Annotated in this window: 21 protein-coding genes; 11 read left to right on the forward strand and 10 right to left on the reverse strand. The window is 56.1% G+C overall.

The features are described from left to right. Positions 1–7: 7 nt before the first annotated feature. The 3 genes from TAM4_RS09110 to hypE are packed head-to-tail and all read left to right on the forward strand — an operon-like array spanning position 8 to position 1,742. On the forward strand, positions 8–334 hold the full coding sequence (locus TAM4_RS09110; RefSeq protein ID WP_014122953.1) for a nucleotidyltransferase family protein: 327 nt from the start codon (positions 8–10) through the stop codon (positions 332–334). Continuing rightward, entirely contained in the window at positions 331–723 is a 393-nt protein-coding gene (locus TAM4_RS09115) for a HEPN domain-containing protein (RefSeq protein WP_014122954.1), read from the forward strand. Before TAM4_RS09110 ends, TAM4_RS09115 begins: the two co-directional genes overlap by 4 nt. Before the next feature lie 2 nt (positions 724–725). Next, entirely contained in the window at positions 726–1,742 is a 1,017-nt protein-coding gene (gene hypE, locus TAM4_RS09120) for a hydrogenase expression/formation protein HypE (protein WP_014122955.1), read from the forward strand. Between the two features lie 55 nt (positions 1,743–1,797). Here hypE and porB read toward each other — a convergent pair whose 3' ends face one another. The 7 genes from porB to TAM4_RS09155 are packed head-to-tail and all read right to left on the reverse strand — an operon-like array spanning position 1,798 to position 7,405. Further along, complete coding sequence (gene porB, locus TAM4_RS09125; protein ID WP_048150515.1) at positions 1,798–2,793, reverse strand: pyruvate synthase subunit PorB; 996 nt, start codon at positions 2,791–2,793, stop codon at positions 1,798–1,800. Positions 2,794–2,803: 10 nt separating this feature from the next. Continuing rightward, positions 2,804–3,988, reverse strand: coding sequence for a pyruvate synthase subunit PorA (gene porA / locus TAM4_RS09130; protein ID WP_014122957.1), 1,185 nt, complete (start codon positions 3,986–3,988; stop codon positions 2,804–2,806). Between the two features lie 11 nt (positions 3,989–3,999). After that, on the reverse strand, positions 4,000–4,317 hold the full coding sequence (gene porD, locus TAM4_RS09135; protein WP_014122958.1) for a pyruvate synthase subunit PorD: 318 nt from the start codon (positions 4,315–4,317) through the stop codon (positions 4,000–4,002). A gap of 49 nt (positions 4,318–4,366) precedes the next feature. After that, positions 4,367–5,302, reverse strand: coding sequence for a 3-methyl-2-oxobutanoate dehydrogenase subunit beta (locus TAM4_RS09140; RefSeq protein ID WP_014122959.1), 936 nt, complete (start codon positions 5,300–5,302; stop codon positions 4,367–4,369). A gap of 5 nt (positions 5,303–5,307) precedes the next feature. Beyond that, positions 5,308–6,492: a 2-ketoisovalerate ferredoxin oxidoreductase subunit alpha gene (porA, locus tag TAM4_RS09145; RefSeq protein ID WP_014122960.1), complete on the reverse strand. Its 1,185-nt coding sequence runs from the start codon at positions 6,490–6,492 to the stop codon at positions 5,308–5,310. 1 nt (position 6,493) lies between these two features. Next, a complete protein-coding gene (locus TAM4_RS09150) occupies positions 6,494–6,811 on the reverse strand; it encodes a 3-methyl-2-oxobutanoate dehydrogenase subunit delta (protein ID WP_014122961.1) in 318 nt (105 codons plus the stop codon). Between the two features lie 36 nt (positions 6,812–6,847). Next, positions 6,848–7,405, reverse strand: a complete 558-nt coding sequence (locus tag TAM4_RS09155; protein WP_014122962.1) for a pyruvate/ketoisovalerate ferredoxin oxidoreductase subunit gamma — start codon at positions 7,403–7,405, stop codon at positions 6,848–6,850. 216 nt (positions 7,406–7,621) lie between these two features. Between TAM4_RS09155 and TAM4_RS09160 the strand changes: the two genes are divergently transcribed. Further along, positions 7,622–8,584, forward strand: a complete 963-nt coding sequence (locus TAM4_RS09160) for an inorganic phosphate transporter (protein WP_014122963.1) — start codon at positions 7,622–7,624, stop codon at positions 8,582–8,584. On the opposite strand, the gene hflX is transcribed toward TAM4_RS09160, so the two are convergent. Beyond that, on the reverse strand, positions 8,567–9,853 hold the full coding sequence (gene hflX / locus TAM4_RS09165; protein ID WP_014122964.1) for a GTPase HflX: 1,287 nt from the start codon (positions 9,851–9,853) through the stop codon (positions 8,567–8,569). The two genes, TAM4_RS09160 and hflX, sit on opposite strands and share 18 nt — an antisense overlap. A 94-nt stretch (positions 9,854–9,947) precedes the next feature. On the opposite strand from hflX, the gene TAM4_RS09170 reads away from it, so the two are divergent. The 3 genes from TAM4_RS09170 to coaD are packed head-to-tail and all read left to right on the forward strand — an operon-like array spanning position 9,948 to position 12,178. Next, positions 9,948–10,925: a bifunctional N(6)-L-threonylcarbamoyladenine synthase/serine/threonine protein kinase gene (locus TAM4_RS09170; protein WP_014122965.1), complete on the forward strand. Its 978-nt coding sequence runs from the start codon at positions 9,948–9,950 to the stop codon at positions 10,923–10,925. Further along, the gene (locus TAM4_RS09175; RefSeq protein WP_014122966.1) at positions 10,916–11,692 is read left to right on the forward strand and encodes a DUF835 domain-containing protein; all 777 of its coding nucleotides are present in this window, start codon (positions 10,916–10,918) and stop codon (positions 11,690–11,692) included. Before TAM4_RS09170 ends, TAM4_RS09175 begins: the two co-directional genes overlap by 10 nt. Before the next feature lie 9 nt (positions 11,693–11,701). Further along, complete coding sequence (gene coaD, locus TAM4_RS09180) at positions 11,702–12,178, forward strand: phosphopantetheine adenylyltransferase (protein ID WP_014122967.1); 477 nt, start codon at positions 11,702–11,704, stop codon at positions 12,176–12,178. Here the strand turns inward: coaD and TAM4_RS09185 are convergent. Further along, positions 12,175–12,927, reverse strand: a complete 753-nt coding sequence (locus TAM4_RS09185) for a Nif3-like dinuclear metal center hexameric protein (protein WP_014122968.1) — start codon at positions 12,925–12,927, stop codon at positions 12,175–12,177. The genes coaD and TAM4_RS09185 overlap by 4 nt on opposite strands. 97 nt (positions 12,928–13,024) lie before the next feature. Between TAM4_RS09185 and TAM4_RS09190 the strand changes: the two genes are divergently transcribed. The 4 genes from TAM4_RS09190 to TAM4_RS09205 are packed head-to-tail and all read left to right on the forward strand — an operon-like array spanning position 13,025 to position 16,462. Then, a complete protein-coding gene (locus TAM4_RS09190) occupies positions 13,025–14,797 on the forward strand; it encodes a tRNA uridine(34) 5-carboxymethylaminomethyl modification radical SAM/GNAT enzyme Elp3 (RefSeq protein ID WP_014122969.1) in 1,773 nt (590 codons plus the stop codon). Positions 14,798–14,843: 46 nt separating this feature from the next. Then, on the forward strand, positions 14,844–15,407 hold the full coding sequence (locus TAM4_RS09195; RefSeq protein WP_048150521.1) for a hypothetical protein: 564 nt from the start codon (positions 14,844–14,846) through the stop codon (positions 15,405–15,407). 5 nt (positions 15,408–15,412) lie between these two features. Further along, a complete protein-coding gene (locus TAM4_RS09200; RefSeq protein WP_014122971.1) occupies positions 15,413–15,928 on the forward strand; it encodes a YkgJ family cysteine cluster protein in 516 nt (171 codons plus the stop codon). Between the two features lie 30 nt (positions 15,929–15,958). After that, a complete protein-coding gene (locus TAM4_RS09205) occupies positions 15,959–16,462 on the forward strand; it encodes a PUA domain-containing protein (RefSeq protein ID WP_014122972.1) in 504 nt (167 codons plus the stop codon). Here the strand turns inward: TAM4_RS09205 and TAM4_RS09210 are convergent. Further along, the gene (locus TAM4_RS09210; protein ID WP_014122973.1) at positions 16,459–17,535 is read right to left on the reverse strand and encodes an ATP-binding protein; all 1,077 of its coding nucleotides are present in this window, start codon (positions 17,533–17,535) and stop codon (positions 16,459–16,461) included. The genes TAM4_RS09205 and TAM4_RS09210 overlap by 4 nt on opposite strands. Positions 17,536–17,582: the final 47 nt, after the last annotated feature.

Consider the following 17,582-nt stretch of genomic DNA (forward strand, 5'->3'; position numbering starts at 1 on the left):
AAAGACAATGCCCGTAATCCCGAGGGAAGAGCTCCTCGAAATCCTGCGCGAGGTGAAGGAAAGGCTGAGAGAAATCCTCGGCGACGACTTAGTCGAGGTTATCCTCTTCGGCTCGTACGCGAGGGGCGAAGCTAAAGAAGACAGCGATGTCGACATGATTGTCATTGTCAAGAGACGGCTAACGCTCGAAGAGCACGACCGACTCAGTGAAATCACAGAGGAATACGTTCTGGAGAAAGGGTTAGTTGTCTCGCTCATCGTTTACCCCGTTAATCCGAGAATGGAGCACGACCCGCTGATTCAGAACGTTTACACGGAAGGTGTCAAGGTATGAGCGGGTACGAGGAAATACTGAAAAAAGCAGAGAGGAGTCTTGAGGCCTCAAAGACGTTGCTGGAGAAAGGGTTTTATGCCTTCGCGCTCTCAAGGGCGTACTATACAATGTTCTACTGCGCAGAGGCCATTTTGCTGACGAAGGGAATAAGGGTTTCGAAGCATTCCGCAGTCATAGCACTCCTCGGCAGGGAGTTCGTCAAGACAGGAGAAGTCCCACACAGGTTTTTCACACACCTTCGAACCGCGTTTAATCTCAGGCAGACCGCGGATTACTCCTTCGTGGTTGATATAACCGAGGAAGAGGCGCGCGAAAACATACGGCGCGCCGAAGAGTTCCTCGAATTTACGAGGCGCTATCTAATTTCGAAAGGCTTTCTGGAGGGTTGAAGATGGGTGAAAAGATAAAGCTCGAACACGGTGCGGGCGGAGAAATAATGGAGGAGCTCCTGAGGGACGTCATACTGAAGACCCTGACCCTCAAGAGCGCCGGGGGAATAGGACTCGACCAGCTCGACGACGGGGCGACGATACCGTTCGGAGACAAGCACATCGTCTTCACCATCGATGGGCACACCGTCAAGCCACTCTTCTTCCCCGGCGGTGATATAGGCAGGCTCGCAATAAGCGGAACGGTCAACGATTTGGCGGTGATGGGCGCGAAGCCTTTAGCCTTAGCAAACTCGATGATTATCGGGGAAGGCCTCGACATGGAGGTCCTTGAGAGGGTTCTCCGCTCGATGGACGAGACGTCTAAGGAAGTCCCCGTTCCAATCGTCACCGGCGACACGAAGGTCGTTGAAGAGCCGATAGAGATGTTCGTGATTACCGCGGGAGTTGGAATCGCGGAAAAGCCGGTAAGCGACGCCGGGGCAAAGGTAGGAGACATAGTCCTCGTCAGCGGAACGATAGGCGACCATGGAATAGCGCTGATGAGCCACAGGGAGGGTATAGCCTTCGAAACCGAACTGAAGAGCGACGTCGCGCCGGTGTGGGAGGTCGTTGAAGCGGTTGCAAAAGCAATCGGCTGGGAGAACATCCACGCGATGAAGGACCCCACGAGGGCCGGGCTGAGCAACGCCCTCAACGAGATTGCCCGTAAAAGCAACGTTGGAATCCTCGTCAGGGAGGATGCCATACCCGTGAAGCCAGAGGTAAGGGCTGCGAGCGAGATGCTGGGAATCAGTCCCTACGACGTGGCGAACGAGGGGAAAGTGGTTATGGTCGTTGCCCGGGAGCACGCGGAGGAGGCCCTTGAGGCGATGAGGAAGACGAAGAGGGGGAAGGACGCGGCGATAATCGGCGAGGTAATAGAAGAATACAGGGGGAAGGTCCTCCTCGAAACCGGAATCGGCGGAAAGCGCTTCATGGAGCCTCCGGCCGGAGACCCCGTGCCGAGGATATGCTGAGCCTTTTGTTTTTGCCCGGCTTTAATTTCTGAAAAAACTGAGAAGGAAGAGGGAATTACTCTTCCGGCTTCGGGAGGGTGACCTCGACGCCGAGGACCTTCCACATGGCCTTTATCTGCTCGCGGAGCTGGTCGATTGCCTCTGGCTGCTTGAAGAGGTGCTTGAACCTGCCCTGTAACTTAAGGTACTCCTCGATGGGCTTCTTGAACTCTATGGCAACGATTTTGCCTCCCTCGCGCTTGACCTTCGCGCCTCCTCCTGGGCTCTGTATCTTGATGTTGTGGAAGTCGCCGTTCTCAATCTCGAAGAGCGGCCATACTCCCGTCTCGATTGCTAAGCGAGCTATCTCGACGCCCTTCTCGAGCGGGCTCTTCCAGCCGGTCGGGCAGGTACAGTGAACCTGGACGAAGGCCGGGCCGTCGACCTTGGCGGCCTTCTTCATCTTCCTGACGAAGTCGAAGGGGTTGCCTATGCTCGCGGTTGCCACGTAGGGTATCTGGTGGGCAGCAGCTATGAGGGCGACCCACTTCTTGGGCTTGTCCTCACCGATGGAGTACTTTCCAGGCGGCGAGGTGGTTGTCCAGGCTCCGTAGGGGGTGGAGCTTGAGCGCTGGATTCCGGTGTTCATATAAGCCTCGTTGTCGTACATCAGGTAGACGACGTTGTGCCTCCTCTCGAGCATACCGCTCAGGGCCTGAAGGCCTATATCGGCGGTACCGCCATCTCCACCAATGGCGAGGATCTTGCCCTTGAGTCCCTTCTTCTTCCAGGCCGCCTCGATACCGCTGGCGGCTGCGGCCGCGTTCTCGAAGGCGACGTGAACCCACGGGACCTTCCAGGCTGTGTACGGGAAGACCGCCGAAACGACCTCCATACAGCCGGTGGCCTGGGCTATGGCGAAGGCGTCAGGGTCGCCGTACTTCTCTTCCATAGCCTCGCTAAAGGCCTTGGTGGCGAGCTTGAGAGCGGTGGCACAGCCACAGCCGGCACAGGCGGCGTGGCCCGGCGCCCAGTACTCGCGAGTTGTGATCGGGGGCTTCCTAACGGCCATCTTCATCACCTCACAGGATCTCCTTCCTAAGGCCTATCCAGTTGACCTCGTCAAACTCCTCTCCGGCCAAGGCCTTCTGAGCAATCGCGAGGGCTTCGTCGAGGTCCTTGAAAGTGACGTCCCTGCCACCGAGTCCGAGGATGAAGTCAACGAGTATCGGCTTCTCCTTCTCGTTCACTAGGGTCCTGCTGAAGTCCTGGAAGAGTGCACCGCCGACGCTGAAGGTGACGTTCTTCTCGAGGAGCGCTATAACTTTCGCCTTCTTTGCGAGAGCGCGAACCTCTTCAATCGGGAACGGCCTGTAAACGGTGAGCTTTGCCGCACCGGCCTTGATGCCCTTCTCGCGGAGCTTGTCCACGTACTCCTTCACCGTTCCGGCGAGTGAACCCATGGTGACGAATATTATCTCGGCGTCATCCGTGCGGTACTCCTCGATCTTGCTGTACTTCCTGCCGAACTTCTTCTCGAACTCGGCAAAGACCTCGTCGATGACCTTCCTTGCGTTCTCGTTGGCCTCCCAGACCTTGTATCTGGCCTCCATGTAGTGGGCCGGGAACGCTAACGTACCCTGGGTTATGGGCCTCTTTGGATCAACGTAGGCGTGCTTGCCCTCGTACTCGCCGAGGAACTCATCAACGAGCTCCTGGTCCGGAATCTCGACGGGCTCGACGGTGTGGGTGAGGATGAACGCGTCGAAGCCGACCATCGCCGGCAATAGAACCCTCTCGTCCTCGGCCACCTTGAAGGCTATCAGAATGAGGTCCAAAGCCTCCTGGTTGTTTTCCGCGTAGAACTGGAGCCAGCCGGTGTCGCGCTCGCTTATGCTGTCCTGCCAGTCGTTCCAGATGTTGATCGGCGCGCTCAGGGAGCGGTTTCCAATGGCCATGACTATCGGAAGTCTCATGCCAGCGGCTATGAAGAGAACCTCATGCATCAAAGCTAAGCCCTGGGACGCGGTTGCGGTGAAGGTCCTAACGCCCGCCGCTGAGGCACCGACACAGGCTGAAATGGCCGAGTGCTCGCTCTCGACCTTGATGAACTCCGCGTCGAGCTCTCCGTTGGCGACGAACTCGCTGATCTTCTCCGGAACGAGCGTTGACGGCGTAATCGGGAAGGCCGCTATAACCTTCGGCTTGGCAAGCTTGGCGGCCCAGGCAGCGGCTTCGTTCGCCTTCATAACGGTTCTAATCGGCATCTTTCACCACCTCACTTGGTCTCCCTAACCATTATTATCGCGTCGGTCGGGCACTCGTTGGCGCAGATTCCACAACCCTTACAGTAGTCGTAGTCGAAGACCGGGTAGTTCTCCTCGTCGAGGTAGATCGCCGGCTCGGGGCAGTAGATGTAGCAGAGGTAGCAGCGGACGCACTTGTCCCTGTTGAACTCGGGCATGAAGACTCTCCAAGAGCCGGTCTTGTTTATCACGCTACTCCCCGGGATGTAGGCTATCGCTCCCGGGGTCATCTTTTCGCTATACTCCTTCTGAACCCTCTCAATATCGGCCTTAAACGGGCTCTCAGCCATGTGTATCACCTCAGGTGAGTTATCAGGGGAAAACTTAAAAGTTACGGGCTCAGCCGAACACCTCGGCGAGCTTCTTAAGCTTCTCCCACTCGTGGAGCACCCACTGCTGGAGGATCTCTACATCTTCCTTGGTCATGTACTTGAAGCGGCCCTGGAGCTTGAGGTACTCCTCAATCGGCTTCGGCTCCTTCTTTGGACTGGGCATGTTTATCCTGTACTTGCCGTTCTCGTACTCGAAGAGCGGGAAGTATGCCGTCTGAACGGCGAGCCTTGCGAGCTCGATGCTCTTGTCGGTCGGCGAGCGCCAGCCGGTCGGACAGGGCGCGAAGAGCTGGATGAAGCTCGGCCCCTCTATCTTCCTCGCCTTCTTGAGCTTCCTTATGAAGTCCTCCGGGAAGGCGACGCTCGCGGTCGCGGCGTAGGGGACCTCGTGGGCAATGACGATGTCAATGACCTTCTTCTTGTGCCTCTTCTCGAGGAAGTGCCTCTTTCCTCCCGGCGTGTTTGTGGTCCAGGCTCCGTAGGGGGTTGAGCCCGAACGCTGTATTCCCGTGTTCATGTAGGCCTCGTTGTCGTACATTATGTAGAGCGCGTCGTGGCCCCTCTCGAGGAAACCGCTCAGGGCCTGAAGGCCTATGTCCGCTGTACCACCGTCGCCGGCCCAGCCGACGACCATAACGCCGTCTTCGCCCTTGACCTTTATCCCCCTCGCCTTCAAAGCGGCCTCGATACCGCTTATGACCGCACCGGTGGTCTCGAAGGCGGTGTGGAAGAGGTTCGCGTCGAGGGTGTTGTATGGCCACGCACCGGCTATGATTGTCGAACAGCACGCCGGGATGACGAAGATGGTCTTTCTGCCGTAGGCCTTGAGGACGTATCGAAGTCCGAGTGAGGCGCCGCAGCCCTGGCAGGCGGTGTGGCCGGCAAAGAAGTGCTCCTCAGCGGGAATGGTCAACCTTTTCTTAATGCTCTCGGGAATCTCCATCGTTCTCACCTCTTGAGGTGGTACCACTCAACCTCCCTATCGAGGCCGCTCTCGATGACCCTCTTCATGTCCTCCGCTATGGCCCTGACGTCCTGAACCGTGAAGTCCCTGCCACCGAGGCCGACGATGTAGTTCTTCATCACGGGTCTCGCGGAGCTGTTGTAGAGCGAGCCCTTGGCCTCGTTGAAGAGTATGCCCTCCTGGCCGAAGGAGAAGTTCCTGTCGAGGACCGCTATGCCCTTCACGCTCTCCGCTATCTCAAGGAGCTCTTCTTTCGGGAACGGGCGGAACCACCTGACTTTGGCGTAGCCGACCTTGTAGCCTTCTTTCCTGAGCAGGTCAACGGCTTCCTTAACCGTTCCCATGAGCGAGCCCATGCCCATGAAGACGAAGTCGGCATCGTCGATGTAGCCCTTCTCGATCATGTCGCTGTAGTCCCTGCCAAACCTCTCCCCGAACTCCTTGCCGACGTCCTTGATGACCTTCTTGGCCTCCTCCATCGCCTTCGCGAGCTTGTAGCGGAACTCGTAGTAGTCATCTGGAGTCGCGAGTGCCCCAACCGAGATCGCCTGGCTGAAGTCTGCCAGATCGTAGAGCGGCTTCCTCGGCGGGAGGAACTCATCGACGAGCTCCTGCGGAATCATCTCGACTACGTCGTAGGTGTGGCTCAGGATGAACGCACTCTCGATGACCATTATCGGGACGTTAACTGTCTCGGCTACCTTGAATGCCATCAGAACACCGTCGTAGACTTCCTGGTTGTTTTCCGCGTAGAACTGCATCCAGCCAGTGTCTCTCTGCGCTAAACTGTCGGTCTGATCGTCCCACACGCTCCACGGGGGAGCCATGGCCCTGTTGACGTCCACCATAACTATCGGCAGTCTCGCTCCGCTCGCCCAGTGGAGCATCTCGTGCATCAAAGCGAGACCCTGGGCGGCGGTGGCTGTGAAAGCTCTGGCACCTGCGGCCGAGGCTCCTATGCTCGCTGCCATGGCCGAGTGCTCGCTCTCGACGGGGACGTACTGGATATCCGCTTCCCCGTTGGCGATGAACTCTGCTATCTTCTCGATGATGCTCGTCTGGGGGGTGATCGGGTAAGCGGCAACGACCTGAACGCGGGCGTGCTTTACCGCGTAGGCGGCTGCATAGTTCCCGCTCACAACCTTCCTAATCGGCTTGTACTCGGCCATATCACTTCTCCTCCTTCTCCATCGTTATCGCGTTCGTCGGGCACTCGTTCGCACAGATACCGCAACCCTTACAGTAGTCGTAGTCTATGCCTATGTACCCGTCCTCGCGGATGTAGATTGCAGGCTCGGGGCAGAACTTCCAGCAGATGTAGCACTTGACGCACTTGTCGTCATCGACAACGGGTATGAATGTCCTCCAGTCGCCGGTGAAGTTGCTGAGGGTTGTGGCGAGGCTTATCGGTGCCTCTGGATACTGTTCGACCGATGTGAAGACTATCTTCCTTGCCTCGGCCTTTTTCTCACCAAACAGCGTGTTCAAACTCCTCCCCTCCTCCTCAAAAGGGTTAAAGTAAAATCAGAGCTCGTAGACAGTGGTCTTGTTGAAGGCTTCCTCGGCGGCCTTGGCGTTCTTCTCGCCGAGGGCTCCGGAGAAGGTCTCCTTGATGGCCTCCTGAACGCTCTCGAGCTTCACTATTCCGGTCGCCTTCGCGACCGCTCCAAGGATGGCCGTGTTGGTGATCGGAAGGCCGAGGACTTCAAGGGCTATGCCCGTTGCATCCACCAGGGCCAGCTTGCCCGGCTTCTTCTTGAGCTTCTCGAGGACTTCCTCCTTGCTCTTCTCGGTGTTTATGATGACGGTCCCGCCGTCCTTGAGGCCGGCCGTGACGTCAACGGTGTCCAGAAGGCTCGGGTCGAGGACGACCACTATGTCCGGCTCGTAGATCTGGGTCTTTATTCTTATCGGCTTGTCGTCTATCCTTGTGAAAGCTGTAACCGGTGCTCCACGCCTCTCAACACCGAAGAAGGGGAACGCCTGGACGTATTTTCCCTCCTTGAAGGCCGCAGAGGCTAAGATGTTCGCGGCTGTAACTGCACCCTGTCCACCCCTACCGTGAAAACGTATCTCGATCATACTTCCTGCCTCCTTGGGGTTTTTCACTGAGTTTTCAACCGTTGCATTTATTTGCCTTTCGGTATTGCTTTAATCTGCCTCCGGAGGTACCCGCTGGGTAATCGTGAACAGAAGAGGTCGGCAATGGTTTTTTAGCGGCAGAGCTTCCCGAAGAACCTTCGAAAAACTTTTAAATAGTCTATGCACCACCATATAGACTATATAGGGGGGATCGAAATGGAGGCAGTGGCGATAGCGATGGTTGCAGTGGCCTTCTACATCGCCTGGAACATAGGTTCCAACGATTCAGCCAACGCCATGGGAACGGCCGTCGGGGCCGGGATACTGAGCTTCCGCCAGGCAACCCTTACCATCGCGATCTTCACCCTCCTGGGCGCGTACCTCAAGGGGTACAAGGTCATGAAAACGGTCGGAAAGGGAATAGTCCCCCCCGGCTATTTGACCGTTGAGCTCGCGGTTATAGCCCTCCTCTCGGCTGGCGTGTGGGTCACCATAGCGACAGTTAAGGGACTGCCAGTTTCCACGACGCAGGCAATAGTGGGCGGGGTTCTCGGCGTCGGCCTCAGCATAGGCGCCCCCGTCAACTGGGAGACCATGGGGAAGATAGCGGGGGCCTGGGTTTTCTCGCCCGTTCTGTCGGGAATCCTCGCGGCGGTTCTCTACAAGTTCTACTCGCGCGTTGTCTCCAGCATTAAGAGCATCTCCACGATTGAGGCCCTCTACAAGGCCTTGGCCATTCTCGGAGGCTCGTATATGGCCTTCAACTTTGGAACCAACGAGGTCGCAAACGCCTCGGGTCCGATCGTTGGAGCCGGTTTCCTCGAGCCCAGAACCGCGGGTGTTCTCGTTGCCCTGAGCCTCGCAATGGGTTCGCTCACCTTCAGCTACGCGGTCATGCACACCGTCGGCAAGAAGATAACCGCCCTGGGACCGATCTCGGCCTTTGCCGCCCAGTTCGGCTCGGCAATATCCGTGAGCCTGGCCAACGTTCTCGGCCTGCCCGTGAGCTCCAGCCAGGCGATAGTGGGCGGAGTCGTCGGCGTCGGCCTTGTTACCGGTGAGGGCGTCGATAGAAGGGTCATCAAGGACATACTCTTCGGCTGGGTGGCGACCCCTACCGTTGCCGTGCTCATCTCGCTTATAGTATTCCGCCTCTTCCACTTAGCCGGCCTCGTTTGAGGGGTGCTCCAGCTTTATTCCAAGCCTCGTCAGTTCCTTTATCATTCCGACCTGCACGAGCCCTTCGACCTCAACTTCCTCCCCGTAGGAAACGCTCAGAACCTCTCCAATCGATTCCAGAAGTCCGAGGACCTTTCCCGGATCAACGGTCGGCGGGATGAGTATTCTGAACCTCCTGTACTTTGGAAGGGCGGGGATTATCTCCTCCAGGGCCCTTTTGAGTTCATCCAAGCGGCCGAGCTTTGCCGAGGTCTTCACGACGGCCTTCACGCTCGGCGCCAGTTCCTCGACTATCTCCTCCACCCTTCGCCGTTTCTCCTCGGCGTCTTCCCGGCTCGTTAGGTCTGTCTTGTTCAGAACGACGACCATCGGTTTGTCAAGGGTCTTGAGCTCCCTGAGAACGTCTATTGAGGCCATGAGCTTTCTTCTGACTTCAGCCCAGGGCTCGCTCACGTCCAAGACGAGAAGAACTATATCGGCCTTCACTATCTCCTCGAGGGTTGAATGGAAAGCCTCGACTATGAAGGGGGGAAGGTTGTCTATGAAGCCAACGGTGTCCGTCAGGAGGACCCTCTTTCTTCCAAGCTTGAAGCGCCTCGTCCTCGTGTCGAGGGTTGTGAACATCTGATCCCGGGCCTCGGCGCTTTCCCCTGCCAGTGCGTTGAGGAGCGTCGATTTCCCCGCGTTGGTGTAGCCGGCAAGGGCTATGAGAAGGAACCCCAGCTCCTCCCGCCTCTTCCGCTTGACGTCCCTGTCGGCCCTGACGCGTTCGAGCTCTTTCCGTATCTTGCCCATCCTGTACCTTATGTGCTTCAGGTACTGCTGCGTCTGGTACTCGCCCATTCCCTTGAAACCGGCCCTGTCGCCGAGCTTTATCCGCCTTATCGCTTCCTTCACGAGCGGAACCTCGTACTGGAGCGAGGCAAGCTCAACCTGGAGTTTGGCCTCCTTCGAATGGGCCCTCTTCTCGAATATCTCCAGCACGAGCTGCCAGCGGTCAATGATATCAACTCTGAGCTCCTTCCAGAGGTTGTAGGCCTGAGAAGGCGTTAAGCGGTTCGCAAAAACAACTTTGTCCGGTTTGAGCTCCCTGACGAGTTCCTTGAGCTCCTCCAGCTTCCCCTTCCCGATGTTGTAGCGCGGGTGCTCCTCCCTGTTCTGTTCGAGAATTGTCAAAACCTCGTAGCCGGCACTCCGCAGAAGTTCTTCAAACTCCGCCCTGCTCAGCCTTTCCCTTCTCGAGTACCTGATGACCCCGATGACCTTCATGTTACACACTCCGGGCATGAACTTATAAATTCTCCCGATTTGTGATCACCTTTGTACCGAATAGCTTTTTAAACGCCTTGCGTTAGTCGTGCACATGATAGCGCTCGGCATAGAGGGAACAGCGCACACACTCGGGGTGGGTATCGTAACCGAGAAGGAAGTCCTCGCCAACGTATTCGACACTCTCACAACCGAAAAGGGCGGGATACATCCAAAGGAGGCCGCTGAACATCACGCCAGGCTTTTGAAGCCCCTCCTCAGGAGAGCCCTCCAAACCGCTGGAATAACGATGGAAGACGTTGACGTTATAGCCTTCTCTCAGGGACCTGGCCTCGGCCCTGCTCTAAGGGTTGTGGCTACCGCAGCGAGGGCTCTGGCCATAAAGTACAACAAACCGATCGTTGGGGTAAACCACTGCATAGCCCACGTCGAGATAACCAAGATGTTCGGTGTTAAGGATCCGGTTGGCCTCTACGTGAGCGGCGGGAATACTCAGGTTTTAGCTTTGGAAGGCGGCCGCTACCGCGTCTTCGGCGAGACCCTCGACATAGGCATAGGAAACGCGATAGACACCTTCGCCAGGGAACTCGGCATCGGCTTCCCGGGCGGCCCGAAGATTGAAAAGCTTGCGCTTAAAGGAAAAACCTACATCGAGCTCCCCTACGCGGTTAAGGGAATGGATTTGAGCTTCTCGGGCGTTCTGACCGAGGCAGTGAGGAAGTACCGCACGGGCAAATACCGCGTCGAGGATTTAGCCTATTCCTTCCAGGAGACGGCCTTCTCCGCCCTGGTCGAGGTCACCGAGAGGGCTCTGGCCCACACCGGCAAAGACGATGTCGTCCTCGTTGGGGGGGTTGCGGCCAACAACAGGCTCCGCGAGATGTTGAAGATCATGGCCGAGGACCGGGGCGTTGAATTCTTCGTCCCGCCCTACGACCTGTGCAGGGACAACGGGGCTATGATAGCTTACACCGGCCTCAGAATGTACCTCGGGGGAGTAAGGTTTAAGATCTCCGACACCGTAGTTAAGCAGAGGTTTAGAACCGACGAGGTTGATGTTCTATGGAGCTGATCGTTTCTCCGTACGAGGTAGTGTACGACGTCGTGATTCTCCTCGCAATGGGTTACATCTGGCTCTTCTTCCTCAAGAGGTGGAACCGCTATACGGCGGAGCTCAAACCCTTCATCCGGAACGCGGCGGTTTTCCTCGGATTTGCGGTAGTTGGCAGGGTAATCGATCTGGTGAGCGATTTCTATCCAGTTCCAAATCTCAACGCCCTGCTTTCCCTGTTCTACGGGACCGCGATAGTTGGTGTTATCTACACCATGATCAAGTACGTGCTCCTCCTCGAGGAGAGCTACCTCCACTCCAGGCTTTCGTCCTACTCCTCTCCTGTTACCAAAACGGCCGTTAGCCTTAAGGGAGCGTACCTTGCCCTGGGCTCCAAATCCAAGTTCGTTGACGTGATGGAGCTCATAAAGTCGGCGAAGCTGCCAACGCTCGTCTTCACGAGGAACCCCCACCTCTACAAGGGAATGGAGTTCGTGGTTCCGATTTGGGTTACCCAGGCAACCGACCAGGGAGTTTCCCCTACGAAGCTCCACGTGATCATGGAGCAGGCCCTCAAGTTCATCCGCGAGAACCCGAACGCGGTCGTGCTCATAGACTGCCTTGAGTACCTCCTCCTCTACAACGACTTCCCGGCGGTTTACAAGTTCCTCATCAACCTCAAGGACCACCTGATCCCGGCTGGAGCCGCGCTCATAGTCATCGTGGACGAGAGCGCCCTCGACGAGAGACAGCGTGCGCTCCTCCTCAGGGAGTTCGAACCCCTGTGAGGGTCTGCCATGAGGAAGTACCGCAAAGTGGTTGTCGGCGGCACCTTTGACAGGCTCCACCTCGGCCACAAGGCCCTTTTGAGGAAGGCCTTTGAAATCGGCCGCTACGTTTACGTCGGCTTAACCTCGGACGAGATGATCAGGAACAAGCCCTACGCCGAGAGGATCCTTCCCTACGAGCTCCGCCTCGCGGATCTTCTCAAGTTCTTTGACGTGAACGGCTACACCAACTACCGCGTCATAAAGATAAACACCGCCATCGGCTTCGCGGACAGAATGAAAAGCCTTGAGGCGATAGTTGTAAGCGAGGAAACGTACAAGGGTGCCCTCCTCGTGAACCGGGCCCGGGAAGAGAGGGGCCTTAAACCCCTTGAGATAGTGACGATAAAGCTCGTGAAGAGCAGGATCGGGCCGAAGATAAGCTCGAGCCTGATCAGGGCCGGCCTCATCGACCCCTTCGGGAACCCAGTAAAGAGGGAAGACTAAAGGCCGGTCGGCTCGTCTATGAAGAAGACGCTAAGCCCGAACTTTTCCCGAATGAGCTCCATCAAAGCTTTAACTCCCAGCGTCTCCGTCTTGTAGTGCCCCGCAACGAGGACGCTCTGGGGCAGGTCGAGGGCCGTCAGATAGTCCGCGTGGCTGAATTCGCCGGTGATGAGCAGGTCTATTCCCTTCCTGTAAGCTTCTTCCAGCGCAAAGGCGCCGGCCCCGCTTATCGCGCCGACGGTTTTAACTTCCCTCTCCCCGAACTCGTAGGTTCTGACGGTCGTGTCGAGCTTCTCCGCCATTATCTGCGCCACCTTCTCAATCGGCTGTGGCTCTTCGAACTCGCCGTAGAAGCCTATGCTCAGGCCCTTGTACTCTCCAAAGGGTCCCCTAGGCTCCAGGTCGAGAAGCCTGAGCAGGCCGACGTTGTTGCCGACTTCCGGGTGCGCATCAAGGGGCAGATGCGCCACGTAGAGGTTCAGGCCGTTCTCGATTAGGGCCTTCAGCCTTTTGTAGTGGATACCGGTTATATAGTTAAGACCTCCCCAAATCATCCCGTGATGCACTATCAACATGTCGGCCTTTCCCTTAGCTGCCCTCTCGATTGTTCTGAGCGTCGTATCAACGGCAAACGCTATTCTCTCAACCTCATCCCTTCCCTCCACCTGCAGTCCGTTGCTCGACTTGTCAGGGTAAGCCGAAACCTGAAGGTATTCGTCGAGGAAAGCAACGAGCTCGTCGCGGTTCATGGCTATCACCTATTCACTTGGTGAATTATTCAGTAAACTGAATATGCCCCGCAAACCCTTTTAAAACCCCGCCCTACATCGAGCGAGAGGTGTCGCTATGGATGAGAGATTCCAGGAGGCAGTTAGAGAGCTTGCGAGACTCGTGATGGAGGGCGAGATTAAGAGCAGGGACGAGCTCAACCGCTGGAAGATTAAGGTGGCGAGAAAGTATCATCTCTCAAAGATTCCGGGCAATTCCGACATTCTGAGGGCCATTCCGGAGGAGAGGCGCGAGGAGTTCAGGGACTTGCTGAAGAGAAAGCCAACGAGGACGATAAGCGGAGTGGCTGTCGTTGCTATGATGACGAAGCCCTTTCCCTGTCCTCATGGCAGATGTATCTACTGTCCCGGCGGGCCGAGCGTCGGTTCACCCCAGAGCTACACGGGAAGGGAGCCGTCAGCTTTAAGGGCAATCCAGAGCGCCTACCACCCTTACATCATCATGATGCGTCGCCTTAAGCAGCTCACCGACATCGGCCACGACGTTGACAAGGTCGAGGTCATAATCCAGGGCGGAACCTTTCCGGCGGTTGACCTCGATTATCAGGAGTGGTTCATCAAGTGTGCCTTCAAGGCCATGAACGACTTCCCGCACTTTAGAGACATAGAGAACCTCGAGGAGAAGCTGATTAGGCTGATAGTGAAGAAGGACGAGTCCGTTTTTGAGGAAGACCCGAAGTTCCGCGAGGCGTGGCAGAAAACGCACGCAAAGCCCTACTACTACCTTGAAGACGAGCAGAGGAAGAACGAGAAAGCTAAGGTCAGAATGGTCGGCCTTACGATAGAGACAAGGCCCGACTGGGCCTTCGAGAGGCAGATTGACAGGATGCTCCACTTTGGCACCACGCGCGTTGAGCTTGGAGTCCAGACGGTTTTCAACTTCATCCACGAGAGGACCAAACGCGGTCACGGCGTTGAGGAGATAGTAAAGGCCACACAGCTCCTCCGCGATGCTGGATTGAAAATCAACTACCACATAATGCCCGGCCTTCCCGGGAGCAACTTTGAGCGCGACCTATACACCTTCAGGACGATTTTCGAGGATTCTCGCTTCAGGCCCGACATGCTAAAGGTTTACCCGACGCTTGTAACCAAGGACGCCCCCCTCTACCGCTGGTGGAAGGAAGGTAAATACCGCCCATACCGTACGGAAGAAGCCGTTGATCTCCTCGTTGAGGCATACAAGCTCTTCCCGAAGTGGGTTCGCGTTATGAGAATCCAGCGCGACATTCCCGTTCAGCTCATCGTTGACGGCGTCAAGCACTCGAACCTCGGCCAGCTCGTCTTCAACGAGCTGATAAAGCGCGGTATAAGGCCGAGGGAGATTCGCTTTAGGGAAGTCGGCCACATGATGGAGAAGTTCGGAATCCAGCCGGAGGTCGAGCATATAAAGCTCCTCCGCGAGGACTACGAGGCCTCTGGCGGGAGGGAGATTTTCCTGAGCTTTGAAGATACCAAGAACGACATCCTAATCGGCTTCCTCAGGCTGAGAATTCCGAGCGAAAAGGCCCACCGGAAGGAGATAAACTGCTGTCCCTCGGCGATAGTCAGGGAACTCCACGTCTACGGCCCGCTCGTGCCGATTGGAGGAAAGCCCCGCTACGAGTGGCAGCACAGGGGTTACGGAAGGGAGCTTCTGGCCGAGGCCGAGAGGATTGCCCGCGAGGAGTTCGACGTTAAGAAGATGCTCGTCATCAGCGGTGTCGGCGTCAGGAACTACTACCGGAAGTTCGGCTACCGGAAGAACGGCCCCTACGTCGCGAAGAGGCTCGATAGGGGCTACGCCGAATACAAAAAGAGCAGGGAGTTCGACGCGCACCTGAACACTTAAGCGGAAATTTTAAGAGGTAACCACTTAACCACTACTGGGGGTGGAGATGCCTTTCGGAAGGAAGATCTCGTACGAAGAGGGCTCGGCAATAAAGATAGTCCTTGTCTTCGCGGTGATCTTTTTGGGAGTTCTGGCTGCCCTGCTGTATCCGCTCATCCACAGGGGAGAGGTTTATGAGGTCTCTTCTCCCAAGGGCCAGCCCCTGCTCGCGAGGAACTTCACCATCGACGGGGTTTCTTACAAAAACGCCGTTGCCTTCGGCGCCGGACGGAACGATCTCGTGATAAGGAGCTATTCCCTGGAACCGACGGACATCAAGATAACCCTCAAAACCCCCGGCTGGTGCATGGACCTCTGGCAGTGGGGGGGAATGGAGCGTGGATGGATACTGGAGAAGAACTGCACGAGGGTGCTCTCGATAAGCTACTACTCCTTTGAACCCAGGGCCGCCCGCGAAAGCGGTGAGGTCTATCTGGTCCTTGGAAGCGGGACGATGGTGGTCTTTCATAAGAACGGCCCCGTCAGGCATTACGAGGAGGTAAACTTCACCGTCAGCTATTCGGGCAGGGAGGACGTCGGCTACTTCCTTGTATCCCTTGGGAAGAGGTAGTTACCATGCGCTTCAAGCCGAGACCCTTCAACGAGCCAGTCCGCTTCCGCTGTCTCTACTGCCTCGACTGCTGCAGGGGGAGGCACGTTTATCTAACGCTGCGAGACATTGAGCGAATAGCCAAAGCCGGAAACGACCCCCAGGACTTCGTGACCTTCTCGGTGGAGGGCAATACTGTACGCTTCGTTCTGGCCGTTAGGGAGTGGGATTTGGGCTGCGTCTTCCACGACCCGGAGACCGGTAAGTGTCGGATTCACGAGGTCAGGCCCCTAATCTGCCGCATCTACCCCTTCATGGTCTCTAAGAAACCGCTCGGCGTCGAGGGTGAGAGGCCCTTCCGGTACAACGGTCAGGAGCTGTGGCTCTACTACGACGAGAGCTGTCCCGGAATAAACGCCGAAAACCCGGAAACGACGATAACGCCCGAGGAGATAGCGGAGCTTGGCCTTGAGTTCGAGAGGGAGTTCGAGAAAACCGATATGGACGGCTTTGCAGGGATTCTCGACGAGCTCGAAGGCTAAGCTTTTAAGTTCCGCACCAAGCATAGTGACATGAGCCGGGAACTCCGCTACCGCCGTGCCTCCGCATGGGAGTACGACTTAATCCTTCGCGAGGCCGAGAAGTACGGCGAGTTAAAGCACCATTTTTTCGCCGTCGTTGAGGGTAAGTTCAGGGACGTTTACGCCGTCAACGAGAGGGTCTGGAGGGAGCTTGAGGGGTTAAAGGTTAAGCCCTACGCCTACGGAACCTTCGTCGGCACGATTAAGGTTGACAACCTCGTTGAAAAGTTCTACCCCAACGTCGAGTTCTTCTACTTCGTCAAGGTCGAGAAGAACTACGCGGTGCTGAGTCCAAAGGCCGGCTTCCTCTTCACCACGGGCAAGGACGTCCCGAGGAGTGGCGTGCGAAAGTACGTCTGGCAGGGAACGAAGAAGCTCGTAATCTACGACGAGAACGGGATTATCCTCGGCATTGGCAGGATAAACCCGGAAAGCAAGAGGAAGTTCATCCTGAACGTCACCGACGTCGGGGAGTTTTTGAGGCGGAAGCGTTAGAGCAGTCTGGCGGCATCTCTGTAGACGGGATTCGTGAAGGAGTAAAAGACCCTGTGACCAATGGTCTCTTTTTTGAGAAGGAACAACCCGTCGGTCAGGACTTCAAGGAGGGAGCTTAGGGATGGTTTGGAGATGCCTGTTGAAAGGAGCTCACTCCACGATTTTGGCCCTTCGGAGAGCTTTCTAACGACTTCCCTTGAAGCGGGTCCTCTGCCCTTTAGGATGTTCTCAAGCTCTCTCTTTGCCCTCTGCACGGCTGATGTTGAGACGATAGACAACGCTTCGCTGTGGGATTCTCCGATACATCTTCTGAAACCGTACTCATTCAACCAACCGGGAAGCGTTCCGAGGAGTGATATTGTTTCATCTATCTCGACATCTTCGTAGTTCACTCCACAGCCTTTCAATCCTTTAATCAGGAACTCTTCAGCAGTTTTCCTCGCCCAAGGGAGTACCTTTATCTGAACGGGTGGCCGTCCGAACATGGGTTCTTCGTGATGGGCTTCTGCAACTTTCTTAACAACCCCAGAGTAGGAGCCAGTAAAGACGATTCTGATATCTGGCCTCTCGTTGAAAACAACCCAGAAAGCTCTTGTTATTCTGTCGAGTCTCCCTTTCACTTCTTGAATCTCGTCTAGTATGATGACGGTATTTGGTGGTAATGTCATTATAGCATCCTCAAAGCTCTCGCTGACACGATGTTCGTTCGGTCTGTGCAGTTTCCCAGAGAAACCGAGACTTCCAAGACCAGTGGGAATGAATACGCTGAATTCTGCGTTGATGTTGCTTTTTCTGCTCCCTTTCAGCTTGGAAACAGCACTCACAAGACGAACCGTTAAATCACGAAAGCTTTTCGCGGTGGAAAGGTTGAGGTATATAACCGCAGTTCTCGCGTCTTTCGAGTATTCAACGGCTGTCGCTATTGAGAGGCTTGTCTTCCCGGCCATACGCGGTCCAAGCACTACCGCCCACCCTGAAGCATGGAGAACCTTTAAAAGCTTCTCTACTTCCTTCTTTCGTCCATAGAGCATTTTTAGTTCTGTTCTCGGATGGACGTTGAAGTAATCTTGCACTTAACAACCCCCCTTAACCAGTTAGGGGGGGTTGTGCAATTAAAGTT

This window comes from Thermococcus sp. AM4 (assembly GCF_000151205.2).
Lineage (GTDB): Archaea > Methanobacteriota_B > Thermococci > Thermococcales > Thermococcaceae > Thermococcus.